Annotated in this window: 21 protein-coding genes; 5 read left to right on the forward strand and 16 right to left on the reverse strand. The window is 51.7% G+C overall.

Annotated features, from left to right (window positions below):
• The first annotated feature begins 38 nt into the window (after positions 1-38).
• Complete coding sequence (locus MKX42_RS30400; RefSeq protein ID WP_340757007.1) at positions 39-917, forward strand: carbohydrate ABC transporter permease; 879 nt, start codon at positions 39-41, stop codon at positions 915-917.
• Positions 918-1,039: 122 nt separating this feature from the next.
• Here MKX42_RS30400 and MKX42_RS30405 read toward each other — a convergent pair whose 3' ends face one another.
• On the reverse strand, positions 1,040-1,822 hold the full coding sequence (locus tag MKX42_RS30405; RefSeq protein ID WP_340757008.1) for a hypothetical protein: 783 nt from the start codon (positions 1,820-1,822) through the stop codon (positions 1,040-1,042).
• 240 nt (positions 1,823-2,062) lie between these two features.
• Positions 2,063-2,446, reverse strand: coding sequence for a hypothetical protein (locus MKX42_RS30410; RefSeq protein WP_340757009.1), 384 nt, complete (start codon positions 2,444-2,446; stop codon positions 2,063-2,065).
• Between the two features lie 119 nt (positions 2,447-2,565).
• Here MKX42_RS30410 and MKX42_RS30415 point away from each other — a divergent pair, with 119 nt between their 5' ends.
• Both MKX42_RS30415 and MKX42_RS30420 read left to right on the forward strand, forming a co-directional pair.
• Positions 2,566-3,348, forward strand: a complete 783-nt coding sequence (locus tag MKX42_RS30415; RefSeq protein WP_340757011.1) for a class I SAM-dependent methyltransferase — start codon at positions 2,566-2,568, stop codon at positions 3,346-3,348.
• Between the two features lie 26 nt (positions 3,349-3,374).
• Positions 3,375-3,893, forward strand: coding sequence for a GNAT family N-acetyltransferase (locus MKX42_RS30420; RefSeq protein ID WP_340757012.1), 519 nt, complete (start codon positions 3,375-3,377; stop codon positions 3,891-3,893).
• On the opposite strand, the gene MKX42_RS30425 is transcribed toward MKX42_RS30420, so the two are convergent.
• The 3 genes from MKX42_RS30425 to MKX42_RS30435 form a co-directional block, all read right to left on the reverse strand.
• On the reverse strand, positions 3,890-4,324 hold the full coding sequence (locus MKX42_RS30425) for a hypothetical protein (RefSeq protein ID WP_340757013.1): 435 nt from the start codon (positions 4,322-4,324) through the stop codon (positions 3,890-3,892). The two genes, MKX42_RS30420 and MKX42_RS30425, sit on opposite strands and share 4 nt — an antisense overlap.
• Before the next feature lie 356 nt (positions 4,325-4,680).
• Complete coding sequence (locus MKX42_RS30430) at positions 4,681-5,706, reverse strand: carbohydrate-binding protein (RefSeq protein WP_340757014.1); 1,026 nt, start codon at positions 5,704-5,706, stop codon at positions 4,681-4,683.
• 109 nt (positions 5,707-5,815) lie between these two features.
• Positions 5,816-5,992, reverse strand: coding sequence for a hypothetical protein (locus tag MKX42_RS30435; protein ID WP_340757017.1), 177 nt, complete (start codon positions 5,990-5,992; stop codon positions 5,816-5,818).
• 154 nt (positions 5,993-6,146) lie between these two features.
• Between MKX42_RS30435 and MKX42_RS30440 the strand changes: the two genes are divergently transcribed.
• On the forward strand, positions 6,147-8,306 hold the full coding sequence (locus MKX42_RS30440) for an ATP-binding protein (protein WP_340757019.1): 2,160 nt from the start codon (positions 6,147-6,149) through the stop codon (positions 8,304-8,306).
• Between the two features lie 7 nt (positions 8,307-8,313).
• Positions 8,314-9,003 carry a response regulator transcription factor gene (locus MKX42_RS30445; protein ID WP_340757021.1) on the forward strand — a complete coding sequence of 230 codons (690 nt, stop codon included), beginning with the start codon at positions 8,314-8,316 and terminating at the stop codon, positions 9,001-9,003.
• A 39-nt stretch (positions 9,004-9,042) separates the two neighbouring features.
• On the opposite strand, the gene MKX42_RS30450 is transcribed toward MKX42_RS30445, so the two are convergent.
• The 11 genes from MKX42_RS30450 to MKX42_RS30500 form a co-directional block, all read right to left on the reverse strand.
• Positions 9,043-9,612: an SF0329 family protein gene (locus MKX42_RS30450; protein ID WP_340757023.1), complete on the reverse strand. Its 570-nt coding sequence runs from the start codon at positions 9,610-9,612 to the stop codon at positions 9,043-9,045.
• Positions 9,613-9,729: 117 nt separating this feature from the next.
• A complete protein-coding gene (locus tag MKX42_RS30455; RefSeq protein ID WP_340757024.1) occupies positions 9,730-10,956 on the reverse strand; it encodes an RtcB family protein in 1,227 nt (408 codons plus the stop codon).
• A 252-nt stretch (positions 10,957-11,208) separates the two neighbouring features.
• Positions 11,209-11,655 carry a copper amine oxidase N-terminal domain-containing protein gene (locus MKX42_RS30460; RefSeq protein WP_340757026.1) on the reverse strand — a complete coding sequence of 149 codons (447 nt, stop codon included), beginning with the start codon at positions 11,653-11,655 and terminating at the stop codon, positions 11,209-11,211.
• A gap of 128 nt (positions 11,656-11,783) precedes the next feature.
• Entirely contained in the window at positions 11,784-12,500 is a 717-nt protein-coding gene (locus MKX42_RS30465; protein ID WP_340757028.1) for a M24 family metallopeptidase, read from the reverse strand.
• Between the two features lie 154 nt (positions 12,501-12,654).
• On the reverse strand, positions 12,655-13,065 hold the full coding sequence (locus tag MKX42_RS30470; protein WP_340757031.1) for a hypothetical protein: 411 nt from the start codon (positions 13,063-13,065) through the stop codon (positions 12,655-12,657).
• Between the two features lie 42 nt (positions 13,066-13,107).
• Positions 13,108-13,263: a hypothetical protein gene (locus tag MKX42_RS30475; protein WP_340757032.1), complete on the reverse strand. Its 156-nt coding sequence runs from the start codon at positions 13,261-13,263 to the stop codon at positions 13,108-13,110.
• 2 nt (positions 13,264-13,265) lie between these two features.
• The gene (locus MKX42_RS30480) at positions 13,266-13,985 is read right to left on the reverse strand and encodes an SDR family NAD(P)-dependent oxidoreductase (protein WP_340757033.1); all 720 of its coding nucleotides are present in this window, start codon (positions 13,983-13,985) and stop codon (positions 13,266-13,268) included.
• Positions 13,982-14,986, reverse strand: a complete 1,005-nt coding sequence (locus MKX42_RS30485) for a tRNA dihydrouridine synthase (protein ID WP_340757035.1) — start codon at positions 14,984-14,986, stop codon at positions 13,982-13,984. The genes MKX42_RS30480 and MKX42_RS30485 overlap by 4 nt, the downstream gene beginning before the upstream one ends.
• Before the next feature lie 64 nt (positions 14,987-15,050).
• A complete protein-coding gene (locus MKX42_RS30490) occupies positions 15,051-15,299 on the reverse strand; it encodes a hypothetical protein (protein WP_340757037.1) in 249 nt (82 codons plus the stop codon).
• Positions 15,300-15,317: 18 nt separating this feature from the next.
• The gene (locus MKX42_RS30495; RefSeq protein ID WP_340757039.1) at positions 15,318-17,282 is read right to left on the reverse strand and encodes an ABC1 kinase family protein; all 1,965 of its coding nucleotides are present in this window, start codon (positions 17,280-17,282) and stop codon (positions 15,318-15,320) included.
• Between the two features lie 91 nt (positions 17,283-17,373).
• Entirely contained in the window at positions 17,374-19,698 is a 2,325-nt protein-coding gene (locus MKX42_RS30500; protein ID WP_340757895.1) for an ABC transporter permease, read from the reverse strand.

The following is a 19,698-nucleotide window of genomic DNA, read 5'->3' on the forward strand; positions in this document are numbered from 1 at the left end:
TGTAAACTGTGACATTATGAGAAAGTGAGGTGTATCCCTTGACGACCACGGCCCTGGATATCAAGAAAAACTCCTATAACAGCGGGGAAGCCGCCAGCCGCAGACCGTTCCCGCATATCCTGTATTATCTGTTCATGATCGTCATTTCCTGCTTCTATGCCTACCCGATCCTCTGGCTTATTCTCTCTTCCTTCCGGGAGAACCGGGAGATCTTCTCCTCTCCGTTCGCGCTGCCGGAACAGATTAATCTGCAGAACTGGTCCAAAGCCTGGACGGTCGGCAATATGAGCACCTACGCCAGCAACAGTGTAATTGTCACCTCGGTCACGGTTGCGGGCATTCTGCTCTTCGCCAGCCTCGCAGCCTTCGCCTTCAGCAAGCTGCGCTTCCGCGGCAGCAGCCTGCTGATGCTGCTGTTCGTCTTCGGACTGTTCATGCCGCTGCAATCCTTTTTCATTGCCCAGAGCTATATTTTTGAGCAGCTGAATCTGAAGGATTCTTATATGGGCTTAATCCTCCCTTATATCGGCACCGGACTGCCGCTGGCCATCTTCCTGCTCAAGGCTTACTTGGACTCGATCCCGAAAGAGCTGCTGGAGGCTGCCCGGATTGACGGCTGTGGCGACTGGCGGATGTACGGCAGAATCATTCTTCCGCTCTTGATTCCGAATATGGCCACCGTGGGGATCTTCTCTGCGCTGAATGCCTGGAATGAGCTGCTGCTGGCCATGCTGTACATCCAAGACGACTCCCTGAAGACGATTCCGGTGGGTCTGCTGGCCTTCTCCAGCCGCTATATGACCGACTATAAGCTGCTGTTCTCCGCACTGGCGATGATTACGCTCCCGATGATTATTGTCTACCTCTTCTTCCACCGCTATATCGTGGCCGGCCTGACCGAAGGGGCACTGAAATAAGCGGCTGGCAGTAAGGTCATCCGTATGAACAACGAATAGCCCCTTCAGCAGACATAACCGGAACCATGACCTCATGAGATTCCAAGTCTATGCTGCCTGGAGGGGCTATGTTGCGAACACTCTCATGCTATCTTCGGATTCGGGGGGAACCATGAGCTTAGCCTTAGCAGGACAATGGTGATCACCACCACAGCCCCCAGCAGCATCATATTCCAGCGGTCAAAGGTCCGGTGGAACAGATCCGGCGACAGGTACGCTCCATTCTGATACAGTGCCTCGTCAATAAGCCGTGCGAAGGCATGCGCCCCCCGGTTCAGGGTCCAATATTCCTGACGTACCACAGTGAGAAAAGGCTTGTTTGCTCTAATCGCTGATTTCATTACAGCCTCTATGCTATCTATTCTAATATAATAATACTCCTCGCCCAGTCCAGGGCTTGCCGCCTCTGCCGTCTTGAACGGCCGGACATACCGCCACCCCTTCTCATACGTAGGATAGCTGGTATACCCGTACCCTAACTCATAGAATGAAGATTCCGGGGAATACTGCGGAATGGCCTCAATGGCCGTCCCCTTGGGGATATGTAGGGCAACCGCCGTATCCTTGCTTGGAATCTCACTATAATATTGCAGAGACACAGGCGCTTCTACAAAATGCGTTATCGAATAGGCAGGCTCTCCAGATATACCGGGAAAATAAGAGCTATACATGCTCAGATCCATCTGCTCCAGCGGAATGCCTTGTTGATAGGGACTGGCTGGTGCCGCAGCTGAGAAATCATTACGCAGCTGATGGTTGTGATCCAGGGCGGACCCTGTCCGGTAGACAACAACGCCAAAGAGGATAGTCACCGTCAACACGGCACACCACCATAGCAATGATCTGGAAGCAGCGGGAACAGACACGTCATTATCCTCCTTATGGGTCCATTTAAGTTAATTAACCTTTACGATGGAAGCTGGCAAGCTATGCGTAGTAATTAGGTAATGAGTACCCCACCCCGAACCCCAATTCCTTTGTCGCTTCAGATTTAAACCTTGCTATCCAAGAATGACTATCTCTATAATAAAAAAGCTTCACTGACAACTGCTGTCGGTGAAGCTATGTAAGCTGAACATATTTCCTTAAGTCTAACGCTTACTCTTTCACTTCAGGCCATATATTTCGCTCACAATCTCTGATGTGAACTCCCGTTCCTTACCGTTTGGCTCAACAATAGACATCTGTTCAGGCTGATGTTCCAGGCTTTTTCCTCTAACCAGCAGCTGCCCGCCCCCTTCTATTTGGTACTTTCTTATATACACTCCTGAACCGGTATCCTCGAACGGATACTTGTCGAAGTCATTCCAGCTTAGTAGGGTTCCCTTTTCAGATAAGCTCTTTAATTCATGTAAAGAAATAAATTCACCTGCTTTCTCTTCCTCTTTATTTTGGCAGGATGTAAAGATCAATAATACAAAAAACAATGTCATTAAAAGCTTAAGGCATCTGGATAATGTCATATAGGCTCCTCTCACCTTCCTAATCATTTCCTTTCCATCCTATCAATAAAAAACGGCTATAATCAACAGTTCCATCCCCCCCCTATTAACAGCTATGCTATCTTACCATTATGCACTTATATTGTATTGGCAAGGAGGAGCTGGCATTGACTGCGCACAACAATCTGGAAGAGTACCGGGACCCGATCAACTATGATCTGGAGTTCGGCGGGGAGACACGGAAATATCAGTTCTATCTGGAATGGGCCAAGGCGTCTGCCGGAGAGGTTATGGAGCTGGCTTGCGGTACCGGATTGACGACGCTGCCGCTGGCTCAGGCGGGAATAGTAATGACTGGCGTCGATATTGCTTCCTCTATGCTGGCTTATGCGAGGGTGAAGGCCGGGAACTTGCCTGTAGCGTTTATTGAAGCTGATGCGCGAACCTTCCGTTCCGATAAGAAGTTCGCTATGATTTATTTGACGGGGAATGCGTTTCAGGCATTTTTGAGTGATGAGGATCAAGCCGCCTTACTCGGTACAGTCTACAATCATCTGGAGCCCGGAGGACGTCTGATCTTCGAGATGCGCAATCCCGCAGGAACTGACCTGTCCGATGAAAGGGAGACGGAATGGGGCCAATTCATTGATTCAGACGGCAACGTAGTCAAGGTATCGGGCACACAGACCTACGATGCGGAACGTTCCATCATGCACTGGGTAACCTTTCGCGATTGGGGCTATAAGCGGACAGAGTCCCGGATCGACTGCCGGTTTACAACATACGCGGAGCTGACGGAGTTACTGACCCGTTACGGATTTCGTATCGAGCATCAGTATGCGGACTGGGACCGCACACCGTTCACCCCCTTCTCCCCACTCCTTATTAGCGTATGCACTACAATGGTTTGCTCACCTTCAGTTTGTCGTCTGAAGAACTCAGGACACTGAGAAGAGAATAATATATGGAGGTTACTATGATGACCACAATTCAACGAATAACAGCTACAAACAAAGAAGCATTTGCGAACTTATTTAATTACTATCTCTATGAGCTCTCTGCTTACTCACGGGAGGATATTGGAACAGAGGGCACCTTCGTAATGGAAGATATCTCACCCTATTATAGGGACGAAAGGTTATATCCTTACTTCATCACATTTAATGAAACAATCGTCGGATTTGTTCTGGTCACCTCCCCTCCTTATGTTGCAGAAGAAGTGGACTATTCGGTGCAAGAGCTGTTTGTATTGCCCAAGTATAGAGGCACGGATATAGCCAAAGATGCTGTCATGCAAATCTTCAAACTATATTCGGGCCGTTACGAGGTAGGGATGTTCAAATTGAATCTAAAAGCCGTTAAGTTCTGGACAAAATTGATATCAACACTTGAAATCCCAGTCTTCGTAGAAGATGGTTCCATTGAAATTGAAGGAAATGTAGTGCAGACAACTAGTATGAAATTCACGGTATCCTGCGGGTCTATTAGTCACTAATTTGAGAATGAATCTACCCTTTCCTTAATCAAGCCGAGGATCTGCTCCAGCTCCTGTTGGTTCAGGACAGCATACCAGCGGCTGGTGGTGTTATCCTTGCTAATTTTCAGCAGAAGCAGCTCCTTCTTATCTTCGGAGACATTCAGAATCACTCTTATGCTGCCCTGGACGTCTAGCCATATGGAGTCGAAGTGATCGGGCCCTTTGTGGTCACTTTTGGTCTTCTCCTTCACTTGCAGGCTGGAGAGCCGGTTCAGCAGGTCGCTAAGATGATTATCGCCGGTAATCTTGAATTCGTTCTCCGGGTCATTGCCCGGAAGGAAGGTCAGTGTGGTGATCTCCTTGTCAGGTAAGGCAGTAACCACCCCTAACGTTGTGGTTACGGGATTGAGCCAGATCCTAATGGTGTCGCTATAATTGCGGATCAACATAAGCGCTATACGCTGCGGATATTCAGCTCTAACCTCTCGGCGATCTGCTGCGCGGTCAGCTTCCCGCCCGTGTTCAGCATCCATAGGATGGCTGGCAGGTTATCTTTTTGGGCATAATGGGAACCCTCATTCGTCTTGACATCGTTGTGACATTCACCCCCAAGTATATCATAAGCTGGTGAAGCCCTCCTGTCCGCGCGGCAAAGACGCCGCAGGTGAACCCGGGCGTCCTCTGTTTCTTCTATATAATTCTTCTAACTCATCGCTTGCTGAGGGTTGCCGTGCCCGATAAGATGCAGGGAGTAAGTAAGGAATTAAAATATGCAGCGGGCATGATAATTAAACCTGACGCTGTATTAGTTCTTGCCGCCATACCCCTTATACGTCGCGTATACGGCATTCGCATACTGATCCGCCAGAATCGGGCGGCCGTAGGAATCGGTAGCGCCTGGATACCAGTTGTCGCCCCCGTTGTAATGTAAGAGTCCGTTGTAGATATTGCCGAATCTTGCGATCTTCTCATCGAGAATCAATCCGCCTAGAGCTACCTGATCCTGTTCGCTGCTGTGATTATACGTGCGGCCGAATTTGGCGCTGAATTGGGAGGCATACGCGGCGCGTGTATTCGGTTCGACCTGCATCAAGCCGTCACCGGCGGATGGACTGCCGGGCAGGCCTGCTCCGAAGCTGCTCTCCTTCTTGATCACCGCGCTCAGGAGTAGAGCGAAATCTCCGCCTTTGCCGAATTTATTGTCCACATTCATGGCATACGTCCAGATCTGGCTGGGCACCTCGGAGGGGCGGGTGACGCCGGTTGCGGGCGGCGAACCGGTGTAGATTTTGACCGAAGACATCTTGTCATTCACACTGTCGCCGACCCAGGAGGAGCTTGATGTATAGATCCACTTCGTGCCGCTGAAGTTATCGTCGGCATACACTTCCACCGTCCAGCCATTCGGTACCTTGAGCGAGGACATCCAGTCATTCGGAATACCCGCATTGTTCAGCTGGGACAGCACATAATTGCCTGTTCCCAGGGTGACGGCCTTGCCGCCATAGTCCCTGTCTGCATAGAAGATGGCTCCGTTCGTAGCTGGTGGCGTTGTGGGCGTGGGCGTGGGTGTCGGTGTGGTGGTGCTGCCGCTTTTCCATAGTGCAGGAACATTCGGCGGCTCCCAGCCGGTCAGGGACGTATGCGCCTGAAGACAGGTATATGTACCTCCGCCATAGGTTACGGTGTCATTCACCGCATAGGCCGTGTTCGGCGACCACGCTCCTCTCGCGGCTGCATTTGCATTCGGTAAGGCAGTGAAGAACACGGAGAGCAGTAATGCGAATGCGGCCAACAGGGATACAGCTCTAGCTGACACTTTGGTATACAATAGTCAAGCCTCCTTAGATCGTTTGCCCTCATAAAATAACCCCACAAAGCCCCAAAACATAACACCAAGCGGAAACGGCATTGCCGTCCTTATAAAGGACGGTACCGTTTCAGCGAGAAAGATAAGGATCATTATAGCGGGAAGCATATAAATTCTTATCTTTTAAAAAGAGCCCTCCAGGGGGCCATCCATCAGGGTAGTATATTTTATTACCGATTTTGTAATTCATTCCAACATTTTTGTAGTTTTTAATCACCCCGAAAAACTTACAATTTTCTACATTCATGTCAACTTGCCTCGCATTCTTCACAGGAATTCAGCCTGTTCATGAAAGAAAAGAAAACTTTAAATAGTGCAATTTCACACAATTTTCGGCAATGATGCTATCATTAAGGCAATGAGCTTAAGAATGACGAATTTTGTAGATTGGGGTCGGCTTCATGATGAGGGGTATACTAAGGTCCGGTTCTCGTAATATCTGGTTACATATCGCTGTGGTCGTAGTTATCGGGCTGATCGCAAGCTATCCCATCCTGTCTGCAACGCCGGATGCCCCTAAGCCTCGAAGCAAGGAAGGCCTTCTGGATCTCACGCATACCTCTATCCGGATGAATCCGCTGAAGTTACAGGGAGAATGGGCCTTCTATTGGCACAAGCTGCTCTCGCCCGAGGATATACGAAGCCTGATCGCAGACGGGGAACCAGCCGACCAGGACCGGTATATCAACATCCCCAGCTCCTGGCTGGGCTACCCGCTGGACGGTCAAGCGCTGAAGGGCGAAGGCTATGCCACCTTCCGGCTGGTGATCCGGCTTAGTGAGCAGGATAGCAAGGAGCAGCTGGCTCTGCGGCTGCCTACTATTTTTCATGCGTATAAATTGTGGGTGAATGGAGAGCTGCTGACAGAGGTCGGTGTGGTCGATCAGGACAAGAAGGGCATGACGCCGAGTCTGGCGACGAGACTGGTGTTCTTCCAGCCTGAAGGCGACACGGTGGAGCTGGTTATGCAAGTAGCGAACTTCCATCATAAGCGGGGCGGCATCACTAAGAATATTGAGCTGGGCGGCAGTAATGTGTTAACGGTCCGGACCCATCTGAAGATTGCTGCGGATATGTTCATCACGGCCAGCCTGCTGGTGATCGGCGTGTATCATCTGCTGCTGTTCATGCTGCGGCGTAAGGACCGGGCCCCGCTATACTTCGGTCTGTTCACTGTGATGTTCACTATCCGCTCCCTGCTGAACGGCGAGCTGATGCTTACCCAGTGGCTGCCTCATTTTCCGTGGGAATTGCAGTTCAAGCTGGAGTATCTGATCCTCTGCCTCGGCGGATGGGTGATCACGATGTATTTTGAGTGCATTTTCCCGGATTACGTGTCGCGGTGGTTCCGCTATGGCAGCCGGATCGTCACTGGCGCACTCTGTCTGGTGGTTATGGTGACCCCTGCCCTCGTCTATTCCCGGATGCTGGTGCTGATCGGTGTGGTCGTGGTTCTCCATATGGTATATCTGATGGTCGGACTGGCTCATGCGGCCTTGCGGCGGATGGAGGGAGCGCTGATCTTCCTGCTGGTGTCGGTGGTGGCTCTGGCTACGGTGATTAACGATTTCCTCTATTATAACGAATGGTCCCCCATCGGGAACAGCTCGCCGTTCGGGCTCCTCATCTTCACGGTTGCCCAGATGCTGCTGCTCTCTTCAAGATTCACGCGGGCGGCAACGAATGAAGAGCGGATCGCGCGGGAGCTGCAGGAGGCCAATCTCAAGCTGACCGGGATGAATGCCAATCTGGAGCAGATTGTGCTGGAGCGCACCCATGCCTTATCCGCAGCCCACGAAGATCTCCGCCTGTCGTATGAGCGGTTACTGCACTCCGAAGAAGGCAGGAAGAAGCTGCTAGCCTATATTACGCACGATCTGCGGATGCCGCTGTCCAGTATGCTGGGTTATGTCGAGGCGGTGATGGACAGGGTGAAGCCGGAGCGCAATGAACAGTACCTGCAGTATATCCGCGATAACACGATAAGGATTAACCGCATGATCGGGGAGCTGAGCTTCTTGTCGCATCTGGAGACAGGGCAAGTGGAATACCGGATGGAGCCGGTACAGGTCATTCCGTTCCTGGACGGCTTCTATGAACAATATGAGCTGGTGGTGCGGGATGCGGGGCTGGATTTCGATCTGGACATCGGGGATACAGCAGACCCAATCGCTGACCTGCCCGTTGCCCGGATCGATACGCAACGCTTAGGACAGGCGTTATTCAATCTGGTGTCGAACGCGATGAAGTTCACGCCTGGCGGCGGGCTAGTGCGCCTTACGTTGGCCGTGGACGAAGTGAACGATACGCGGTGTGCGGTCATCAGCGTACAAGACTCCGGCATGGGTATTCCTCCAGAGCAGCTGGAGCAGATCTTTGACCGCAATTACCGGGTGGACCGGCCGGGGCTGGACATGGGCGTAGAAGGTAGCGGGCTGGGGCTGGCGATATGCAGGGAAATTGTTCAAGCGCATGGCGGGAGTGTCCGGGCGGAGAGCGACGGGAAGACGGGGTCGATTTTCCAGGTCATATTGCCATTGATTCAGGAAGCAGGAGAGTGACAATAGAATGGACACATACCGAATTATGATCGTCGACGACGATCCCCATATCTGTGAGATTGTTCAGCTATACTGCCAGCGGGAAGGCTTCGAGTCCTCATCTTGCCACAGCGGGGCCGATGCTATGCTGCTGCTGGCGTCATTTAACCCGGATCTGATTGTGCTGGATGTGCTGCTGGCGAATGAGAACGGCATTGACTGGTGCAAGAACGCACGAAATTACACGAATGCCCCGATTGTGTTCCTAAGCAGTCAAGAGGAGGATGAGGTGAAGATCAGCGCCTTGTCCTATGGCGGAGATGATTATGTGACCAAGCCGTTCAGTCCGGGCGTACTCATGGCCAAGATCAAGGCCCATCTCCGCAGGGTATCCACGGGCAGAAGGGAACAGCTGCTGGAGCTGCCGGGACTAACGCTGGATTTCTATGCACAGTCTGTCCATATGGGCCGCAGAACGATTTTTTTGTCGAAAAAAGAATTCAGCCTGCTCTCCTACATGGCACAGAACGTGAATCAAGTGGTCACTGCCGACACGCTGTTTCACCTCATCTGGGGGATGAAGAGTCTGGAGGATACGCGAACAGTGGCGGTCCACATCAGTAATCTGCGCAAAAAAATCGAGGACGATCCTGTTCATCCCGAGCTGATCATCACCGTCCGGGGGGCCGGATATATGCTGGTTGCCGGCAAGCGCTGAACCAGGCGAATCGCGCTAACGGCTGCCGCTATAACACAATCATCGTGCCCCGCGCCGCAGATCATAGAAATACTCCACCGCCGGATGCTTCCGCTGCATCTTCACGCCCATCCCCTCGATCCGCTTCCGCCCGACTCTCCGGTCCATCAGAGCCAGGATATTCAGTACTATATCACTGCTCTCCAGGCTCTCCCCGATAGGAGTAACCAGGAATTTATTCGCCACCACAATGAAATTCGATTTCGTCAGGGCAGCCTGGGCCAACATTAATGCTTTGGCGTGTTCGGTGGTTAAGCGGCTTCGGGCCATGATGATTAGGCGATCCTCAGGGATGGGCCCCTTGGCCGTCAGTCTGACTGCTTCAATGTCTTCATTGGTGACGGAAATATGGAGCTCCGGGTCATTCTTGACCTCCAGCTCGGACGAGTACCAGCGGATAGGGCTGGACTTATCAGTCATGCTGAGAATGTTCTTCTTGTCCACCGTAATATAACAGGTGCCTGATTTATCAGGCGAATAGCGGTAAGCGGGCGCCCGGTACTCTACCCGTCCTTCTAAGGATGGGCTGAGGAAGCCCTCCAGTTGTTGCTTGAGTTTGCTCCAGGACATGTAATCCCTCCATCTTGAAAATGGGAAAAGGCCTGTCGGCCTCTTCCAGAAGTTCTATGTTACCATACTTCCCGTCCTTGTTGCCCGCCTGGGAGACTTCGTGATGGATTATCCCTCTCAATCCTTATACGGATCGAACTCATCCGCGCCGGCCATACATACGCCCACCGGCTTCAGCACATGCATAACCTCAAGGGTCCCGGCGTGCGCGTCCAACACATCTTGCAGCTTCCGGTAGACAAAAGGACTCTCGTCCGTCCCCGCGCCGCGCAGCACTACGCCGAACTGCCGGACCGCCTCCAGCATTTGCGCTGTCGTAATTTGACCGCCGCTGCGGGTACGGGTTTTATAGTTCATCCGGCCCGCAGCCTGGGTCCGGCTCATGATTCGGCCCGCTCCATGAACGGTGCTGTAATAAGCCTCCCGGTTCTCCTCACTGTCCTTCCCCCGGACGATTACGGAGATGTCTCCCATGCTGCCGCCAATGAAGCCCATCTGGCCGGGTGCGGATGGGGTAGCCCCTTTGCGGACGACGATGACTTCCTGGCCGTTATGTGTCTCTTTCCAGGCATAGTTATGATGGTTATGCACTTCCAGGTCCGCCTCTGTCCCCAGAATCGCCAAGACCTGCTCGATGACATAGTCTCTTCCCGCATAAGCATAGCGACCGGCCAGCTTCATGGCTCTGTAATACATATCGCCCAGCTCACTGTTCAGGTCGAGCAGTACGGGCGGCTGATCCATCTTTTCCCCGGGGGCATTCGCCAGGAAGTCTCTGCCTGCCGCCAGGTTAAGAAATCCGCTCGCCGTCTTATGCCCGAACCCCCTGCTGCCGAAATGGTTGGCGATCCATACCCGGCCGGTTGCGTCTTCTTCTAGTATGTCTACGAAGTGGTTGCCGCTGCCGACGGTACCCAGCTGATTCTGCCCCAGGACCTTCAGCTTATCATGTACTCCGCTGCCCACCGCCTTGAACACCGCCCAATCCGGGTCGTCGAACAGCTCGTGGTCCACCCGCTCATTATTGATCCGGCCTATGCCGAAGGAGATTCTGCGGGCAATCTCGTCCATGATTCCTGAGAGCCGCGGCCGCAGCTCCTCTATCTTCAAGCCGGTCCGCACCGCCTTATTCCCGCATCCGATATCGTAACCCACGCCAGACGGAGAGATCTGTCCATCGTACACGACTACCCCGCCGATCGGCTGGCTGTAGCCTTTATGATGATCCGCCATCAGCAGAGTCTGCACCACATTTCCGTTCTCCGCACACATCCGGGCCTGCACCAGGGCTCCTTCGTCCGGCTTCCCCCAGACCCGCACACCGTCAATATTCTGATAAGCCATTATCGTTCAACCTCCTATAATCGGGATCACCGCGATGGTACTGCGGCATCCTCCATGCCCACTTAAGCTTCTGTGTCTATATTCGCTTATCGGGGGACCAAAGTACATGGCGGAAGTATTACGAGTTGGGGATATCTAACAATGTAATATAAGTTATCGGAATTCAGGAACCTAAATAGACCGCCCCGGTAAAGGAATCGGCCTATTTACTATCACATAAGATTATATTCTTTCTGTACGATTACACGGAGTTTATTTAGTGTCTATAGTTGCAATCTTCTTCACATTATCCCAGCTTATAGTTGCCCCTACGGCTTGACTAATACAACGGAGGTTCACATAAACCGTGCCTTCAGGTGTATTAAATGGCGTTTGAGTTAAAGTGAATTCTTTGCCATTGGCATTGGCCTTAAGGCTATCCACTGTCATTTTAATCGTTATCCCTGTGGTTTGGGCCGTAACATTTCCGGTTTTGGAATCCCATTGGACATTCATATTTAAGGCTTCAAATATTTTACGAAACGGTACCATCGTGTTCCCATTGATGATGATGGGCTTATCATCGAAGCCAAGTGGCTTCCCGTCTACAATAACGGAGCCATACGTGGTTGGTGTCGCTGCACTCACACTGGAGACTGAAATACAGTCTACTGAGGCCATGATGAAAACAAGAAACGGTATTATAAATTTCAATTTCATAAGGCTCACCTCCATTACTCCTTCATCCCTACGCATTCGAGTCCAGCATCGCCGGAATAATGATTTCCTTCAAACAGGAAGCCTTGGACATTGTGTACGTATCCTCTTATGCATATATCCGTACGTTCTTATAAAATAAGTAATTTTCCATCACGGAAATAATAAATATTCTCCCGTTTAAAACCGTACAATCCATTTCTGTGCTTAATATGCGGCTCAAATGTAAATAGTGATCCTTCACTAAGCTTCATCTTATTCCCGGACTCAAAGTATTTTCTGTGATCTTTATCGAATTCGATGGTATGCCCCAAATTTCCGGAAAAATCAAGATTAATGTAACCAAGTTGTTGGATAACCTCATTCATATATAAGTAGACTTCTTCAAAAGTCATGCCCGGTCTTACAAAATCAATAAATTTGTTATGGAGCTCCTTTTCGGCGTTAATTCCATGTGAAAATTCTAGTGCAGATTCATTATTGGTATGTGCAAGTGCGTCTTCGGCAATTACTTTTCCATCAATCACTATTAGTGTTCGTGCATAGTCTCCCCAATAGGCGTTAATCTCTGGACTAAGATCTATGGTCACGATATCATTTCTGCGGACAAATGTATCCGAAGGCTTATACTCCTTACCCGACTCGGACCTAATTGTTCTCTTCCCAACGTGAACAAATGCCCCTACACCATGATACCAAAAACTATGAATCCCCTTATCTCTCATAATCTCTTCGGTTCTATAGACGATTTCCTTTTCTGTGATGCCTTCTTTAATTATCCCTCGCAATTGACTTATAGTAGCTTTTGCGATCGATTGAACGTAAGTATACTGTGACAGATGCTCCACTCTAAAACCTCTCTCCCCTTGACCGCGCGGATCGCGGCTGCTGGCATTCTATTAAGTCTGATTCTCCGCAAACCTAAGGCAAGCCATAGGCCTGATGAAAGAGTGACGGCCCCAAAAAGCACCCAAAAAGAGTGCTTTCTTCGGGTTGGACTTGTTAGGATGAATCTGAGGTTCCAGGCAACACGATCACTGTCGGATAACCGATATCCTTGCCACCATGGGCTTGATAATTGAGACCCTTGATCCCGTCTTCTCTTAACTCTGCGGTCTGCCCGCTTCCATAAGTGAATTTATCTTGCTCTATGCGAACCGTTGCACTAAGCTTATCCATTTCCGCTCCACGAAGGATATGAAGCATACGCTCTTTGAGTATGTCGTACTCCTCTTGCAGCATATTCGCCAGATCATCCCGGGTGTATATTGCAGCATCATATCCGAATACAATCTCGCCGCTGATCGATGCCCAATATTCTTCACTTACCAGTTCATTTACAGCTTTATGATATTGTCTATATGATTTATGAAGGTTAAGGAGATTATACTTATTCTGTTCAACGGTCCTCACCTGCTCCACCATCTGAGCTTTTATAGCTCATGCTCCTCCCCCTTACCTGCCGATTGTCTGAGCCACTGCGTAATAATTGCGGTTATCGTCTATCAATCTTGCGGCCCCGCCATATTTACGCACCAGGTCTCTTGGCGTCAGCTGCCCGCCTGCTTCTATGGGCCCCCGAAGCTCTTCTAACCGCGCAACATCCTTCATCCCTACGCATTCGAGTCCAGCATCGCAGGAATGTTAATCTCTTTTACACAAGAAGCCTTGGACAGGTTCATGACGCATTGCACCAGGGATACGATATCCTGAAGCGGGATCTGTGCACCGTTATAGGCGGACAAGACAGGCTCAGCCCCCGCCTCCAGCGGAATCTGGGTAGCAATCTCCCCGGGATTGATGACAGTCACACCGATGCCGTACGGCTTCACATGCTCCCTCACCGCATTGGCAATCCCGCGCAGACCGAACTTGGACGCGGCGAACGAGACCTGGGTGTAGTCATTATGATCCAGGCCTGCCGTAGAACCGATCAAGAAGAGGTTGGCATGCTCAGACTGCTTCAGATTCGGTAAAAGCTTCTGGATGCACGTAATCGCCGCAGTCACATTGATGTTAATGATGCTGGCAATCTCAGCCGGGTCGTCCTGTTCAAAATCATAGTCAGCGCTGAAGCCCTTGCTCTCCCAGACGCCAACATTATAGATGAATACGTCCAGGGTAACGCCGTTCAATGATTCTGCAATTCGCCCCGCAGCATCCGGCTTCGCCAAGTCGGCCTCAATCCAGGTCCGCTGCACTCCATCCTCCAGCTTCATGCTGTCCGGATACGTTCTGGAGACCACCCAGACCTGATCGCCCGGCACCGGCAGCGCCTTGACGAAGGCCTCTCCTAAGCCCTTGCTTGCTCCGAAAATAATAAATTTTCTCATACGCCCTCCCTCGAATCCCCAAGCTCCTCCGCCCCGTCTTGTTCCTTGGCTGCGAATTCATCCAGCAGCGCACGAACCTCGCGGGTGGACTTGGTGTTCATTAGATTATTTCTGAGTTCACTGGCGCCGCGGAAGCCGCGGACGTAGATTTTGAAGAAACGGGGCAGCGGCTTGAAGGAACGGGATTCCAGCGCCGAATAGTGGTCATGGAGATCCAGATGCAGCCGTAGCAGATCCATGAGCTCCTTGCTGCTATGCTCCCTCGGCTCCTGCTCGAACGCATACGGATTCTGAAAAATCCCGCGCCCGATCATAATCCCGTCCACCCCATACTCTGCGGCCAGCTTAAGGCCAGTCTCCCGGTCCGCAATGTCACCGTTAATCGTCAGCAGGGTATCCGGCGCGATCTCATCCCGCAGCTTTTTAATCTCAGGAATCAGCTCCCAGTGGGCATCCACCTTACTCATTTCCTCCCGCGTACGCAGATGGATGGACAGATTCACAATATCCTGCTGCAAAATATGAGTCAACCAGCCCCGCCATTCGTCCACGCTGCTGAATCCGAGCCGGGTCTTGACGCTGACGGGCAGTCCTCCGGCCTTCGCCGCCTGAATGATCTCCGCTGCGGTCTCCGGACGGCAGATCAAGCCGCTGCCCTTCCCGTTCTCAGCTACATTTGCTACAGGACAACCCATGTTCAGATCGATGCCCTTGAAGCCTTCTTCGGCCATACTGATGCTCATCTTCCGGAAATACTCCGGCTTGTCCCCCCAGATGTGCGCGACCATCGGCTGTTCATCCTCGGTGAAGGTTAACCGCCCCCGCACCGCCTGCTTCCCCTCCGGGTGAGCATAGCTCTCTGTATTCACGAACTCCGTAAAAAACACATCCGGCCGGCCCGCCGCGCTCACCACATGACGAAACACCACATCCGTCACATCCTCCATCGGGGCCAGTATAAAGAAAGGGCGTGGCAATTCACGCCAGAAATTATTTATCATATGAAGTACCTCTCTATGTGCGCCAGGATAATCCCTTATCCGGCCATAATAAAGCTAAATTATATCATATCTCTGCCTGTCCGGGCAGACAGTAAGGCTCCGGTTCAGTGGCAGGCTCCCAGATGAAATCCTCAAGACCGTGCACTGTCCCGTACAGATCCCAGGGGAACACCTGGCTCCCGCTGCCGGTCTCGAAGGTATTATCGTAGAAATGCAGCCCCTCCCGGAAGGCGACCACAATCTGCGACTGGATGAAGTTCGGATGATAGAACCAGATTCTCAGATAAAAAGGTTCACTGAATACACCCGCCATAATCTCTTCTGCCCTCCGTTAACTCTTGGGTTTCAGCTGCTTAATCACAGACATCATCAGGATAATCATCCCCGTGCCGAATCCTGACATTGATAAGGGAGCCAGGACGAACCGCATGATCTCCCCCTGCACCCAGAAACTTGCCAGCATAACGGACATACAGATCACGGTGAACATCCCAACCGTCAGCGTCCCGATGAAATCCGTCAGACTATGATTGTCCTCACGCGCCAGAGTGATCCGGTTCTCCTTCAGCAGCGGCAGCTCCAGCAGCTTCGGGATATAATCCTCCAGCCGCCCCTTCACCTTGCTTAGCTGCTCCTTGACGATCTCTCCCGTATCCATCTGGTCTGCGAAGGACTGGCTCGCTGCCGATAAGGAGTACGACTCATCCACAGAGGACAAGGTCCCGTCCAGGGTGATAATCGCCCGGAAGGCCCCGGCCACCGTCGGCTTCAAGGACATGCCCAACTCGGTAATCATCGACATCAGCCGTCTCATCATGACACTGGTAGGATCAGGCGAGAACGAGGCTTCGGACAAAAGTCTGCCGAGGCGCCGCTCGATCATCCGCACATCCAGCAGCTCCCCTTCTTCACAGACCCCGGCCAGGCCCTGGGCCATCTGCTTCGTCTCCTTCCGGCTGTAGCCCATCAGGAAGTGGAGCATCCCGGCCCGCTCCTCCTCCGTCAGATACCCCACGGAACCGAAGTCAATCAGCGCAACCTTCCCGTCCTGGGTCAGCATCAGATTGCCGGGATGCGGGTCGGCGTGGAAGATACCGATCATCAGAATCTGCTGCAGGAAGGCATGCATAATCATTTCCGATACTTCATTTGTAACCTTTCGGGTGAACCGGTGCCCTTCAATATATTCCATGGTCAGAATCTGCTTGGTCGAGTACTCGGCGTAGATCTTCGGCACTTGGATCGGAATATCGTGTTCCTTGAACGCTTGGCGCAGCAGGTTGGTATTCAGCGCTTCAATATCAAAGTCTGTCTCTTCGATCAGATTCGTTTTGAAGCCTTGGGCAAGCTGAACTAAGCCGAGTCTTTGGATTTTGGGGGAGCGCTCGGAGAGCCGGCTCACGAATTGGATTAATAAATCCAGATCCACGCTCATCTTCTGCTTCACATCCGGACGCAGGATTTTGACAACTACCTTCTCGCCTGTGGACTTCAGCCGCGCCAGATGCACCTGACCGATCGAAGCGGCTGCGATAGGCTGCATCCCGAAATCTTCATACGTCTCCTCCAGATCGCCGATCCGGCTGTCGATGATCTCCTTCAGCTCCTTCCGGCTGAGCGGCTTGACCTGGTCATGCAGGCTGGAGAACGCTTCGATGTATTGTGCCGGGAGCATATCTTTTTTGGTCGATAAGACCTGCCCGAACTTCACGAAGACCCCGCCCATGTTATCCAGAATGGCAGCAATCACCTGCGGCAGCTTCGCATGATCCTGCTGGAGCAGATGATTCAGCCCTTTGCGCGAAGCGATCCACAGCAGACGGACCATACGCCTGAAGCCGCGCACCTTGCCCATCATATACCCGAGCGGGTTCCCGGACTGCAGCAGCTTGAAATTGAACACGCTAAGCAGCATGTAGACATAACAGGAGATAAATAGAATCAGCAGCGGGTAATAGATGAACATCACCCTGACCATCTCCGCTTCGGAGGGAACCACAGGCTGCTTGAAGTAGGTTGAGGTTAGGATCAGAGTTACAATAGATGTGCTGAACAAGATAGCTACCATCAACTGGAACTGTTCATGCTTGAAGGTCCTGATGCTGCTTATGATGAAATACAGAATGAACGTCACGACAATAATGCTGCTCATATAGAATTGCTCCAGCACCTGGACCAGCATACTGACCGCCACCGCGCTGATAAGCGGCATCACGAGCTTATGCTTCGCATTGAATATATAGGCAAGCGCTGTGAACACACCGAAACCTACAAGCATTACTATGAAAAAGAACATCCTCCAGCCCCCTGTATCCGCTTCATTATTCCCAATATAGCACACTAGGCTGAAGATGCGGAAACAGGATAAAGGCGCAGCCACCCCGCCGCTATTCCAGCCCCTTAAGCGATTCGATCATGTTGATCCGGGTCACCTTGCGTCTAAGCAGCAGGTTAGCCATAAGGGTAAGCGCGAACGCAACCACCACCGACATCAGGAGGCTGGCAATGCCTAATTGATCCGGGATCTGCTGGTGAGTGCTGGATAATGCTTTTACGACCAGTGCATACACATAGCCGCAGATCGGCAGGGCGGCCATGACGGCCACTGTGGTGATTATTATATTTTCCCGGAAAATAAGCCGGTTGATCTGACTCCTGTAATAGCCTAATACCTTGAGCGTCGCCAGCTCGCGGTTCCTCTCATACATATTGATCGACGAGATCGTGTAGATCGCGCCAAAGGACAGGATCACCGCGCAGACAATAAACATAATAAAGACAAAGCTGTTCTGCTGCAAAATATAACGGCCTTCCTTCTCCAGCTCCTCCTTGCCTGAGATAGCTTCCACCCTTGGATCTTTCCCGAACCCGCTCCGAATACCGGTTAGAGCTCCCGGAGAATCAGCTTCCACCAGCAGGGCGGACGGTTTGTACACGATCCCGAAGCTTGCCAAATAGTCTGGCGTGATATAAAAGGCCGGGCTTGAATATTGTGTAGAAATACCGAGCACCTTCATCTCTACCGCCTTGTTCCCCAGCTCAGGCGCCGCAAATGCAATGTTTAGGGTATCCCCTTCCGCAATACTGTAATGGTCCGCGTATGATTTGGGCACCAATACGCCATGGTCCTCCAGATGCAGCGGATGGTCTTTGTCATCATAGAAATGAATGAGCCGGTTATCCCGCTCCGTGACGATCAGCTCCGCTTTTTCGGACTGCTGGTTCTTGTTCAGTTCAATGGGGAAGGCGGACAACGCATAATGGCTCTTGATGCCTGAAGGAAGAGGCTGCCCGGCCAAGACTTCTCCCGCTTTATAATCGACACGAAGGTCATAGGTGTACACTTGCCGGAACTGGCCGGCTACCTTTTGCAGGGAGGCTTGGGTGCCGAAAGCGGTTATTAGCAGCACTGTACTGACCATCACTCCGGCCGAGCTTGCCAGCACCTTAACCTTGTTCAGAAAAATATTCCGCAAAATCAGCTTGTACCTGTACGGCAGCCGTCCCCAGAGCCCCGGAATTCTCTCAATGAGTATAGGTTGTATGGATTTGGGCGGCTTGGGGCGCATGGCCCGTGACGCACTTTCCTTCAACAGGCTTCTTCCGCTGAAATAACAAGCGAACATCCCGAACAGGCTGGAGACGAGCATGGGCGGAAAGATCAATCCAACCGACAGGTCAAATTGTATGCCCGGCAGAGTGAAGGACCTGGCATTCGATACCGCGATAAGGGGCACAAATACAGCCGCAGACAGGATATATCCCAGAATCGAACCTGCTACGCCAACCAGCACGGGATAGCCCATATAATGAAGCATGATGCTGCTCCGGCTCACACCGAGTGCCTTCATGATGCCCACCTGATTCCGCTGGGAATCAATTATTCTGGACATGGCCAGGAATAAGATAATCGCTTCGATCAGGAAGAGCACCAGCGGAATGACCTTGCTCATTAACCCGTTATTATGGAGCGTAGCCTTCAGGCGCGAATAGCTGAATGAGCGTTCCTTGCTCTCTTGGCCCAGATATTGCAGCCCTTGGGATTTCTCTTCTATAGACTTGCCGATTTGATCCACATCGTAGCCTTCCTTGGCATCTACCAGCAGTTCATTATAGACCAAAGCGCCTGCAACCTCAGGGATAGAGGCCTCGCTGACGTAAGCAACGCCCTCATGCTTATGATCCTGTGTTTCATTCTTTTTGGCGTGCTCCACATTCTCCCCTAAGCCGCTGATCCTGAAGGTCAGTTCTTGGTCTTGAACGCGGACCGTCACGTGATCCCCAACCCCGTAGTCATGCTCGGCGGCATAACGGGAATCCAGTACAATCTCGTTGGCCCCGGACGGAAGTCCTCCCTCCAGCATCGCCAGCGTGTTGATTTCATTATTCACAGGGATGGAGTGAATCCTAAGTGTAGAACGGTAACCGTCAAATGTCTCTGTGGCATTGAAGGTATACCGCCCTTCCAGCTTACGGATGCCCTCCACTTGGCTGAGCGGCGCGATCCTCTCCGGCGGGAGCTTGGTGTAATAGAGATTCAAATCGCTTAATGCGTGTTCTGCAAAATAAGCCTTGGTATAATCATTCAAATGATTGCTTAAGGTCGCCAGCCCTGTATAGAAAAAAGCACCTACTGCGACAATCAGCACGAAGGAGAAAAACTGGCCGGGCGACTGCCTGATATCCCGGAACAGCTTGAATAGAAGCTTCAT

Source organism: Paenibacillus sp. FSL R7-0204, from assembly GCF_038002225.1.
GTDB lineage: Bacteria > Bacillota > Bacilli > Paenibacillales > Paenibacillaceae > Paenibacillus_AQ.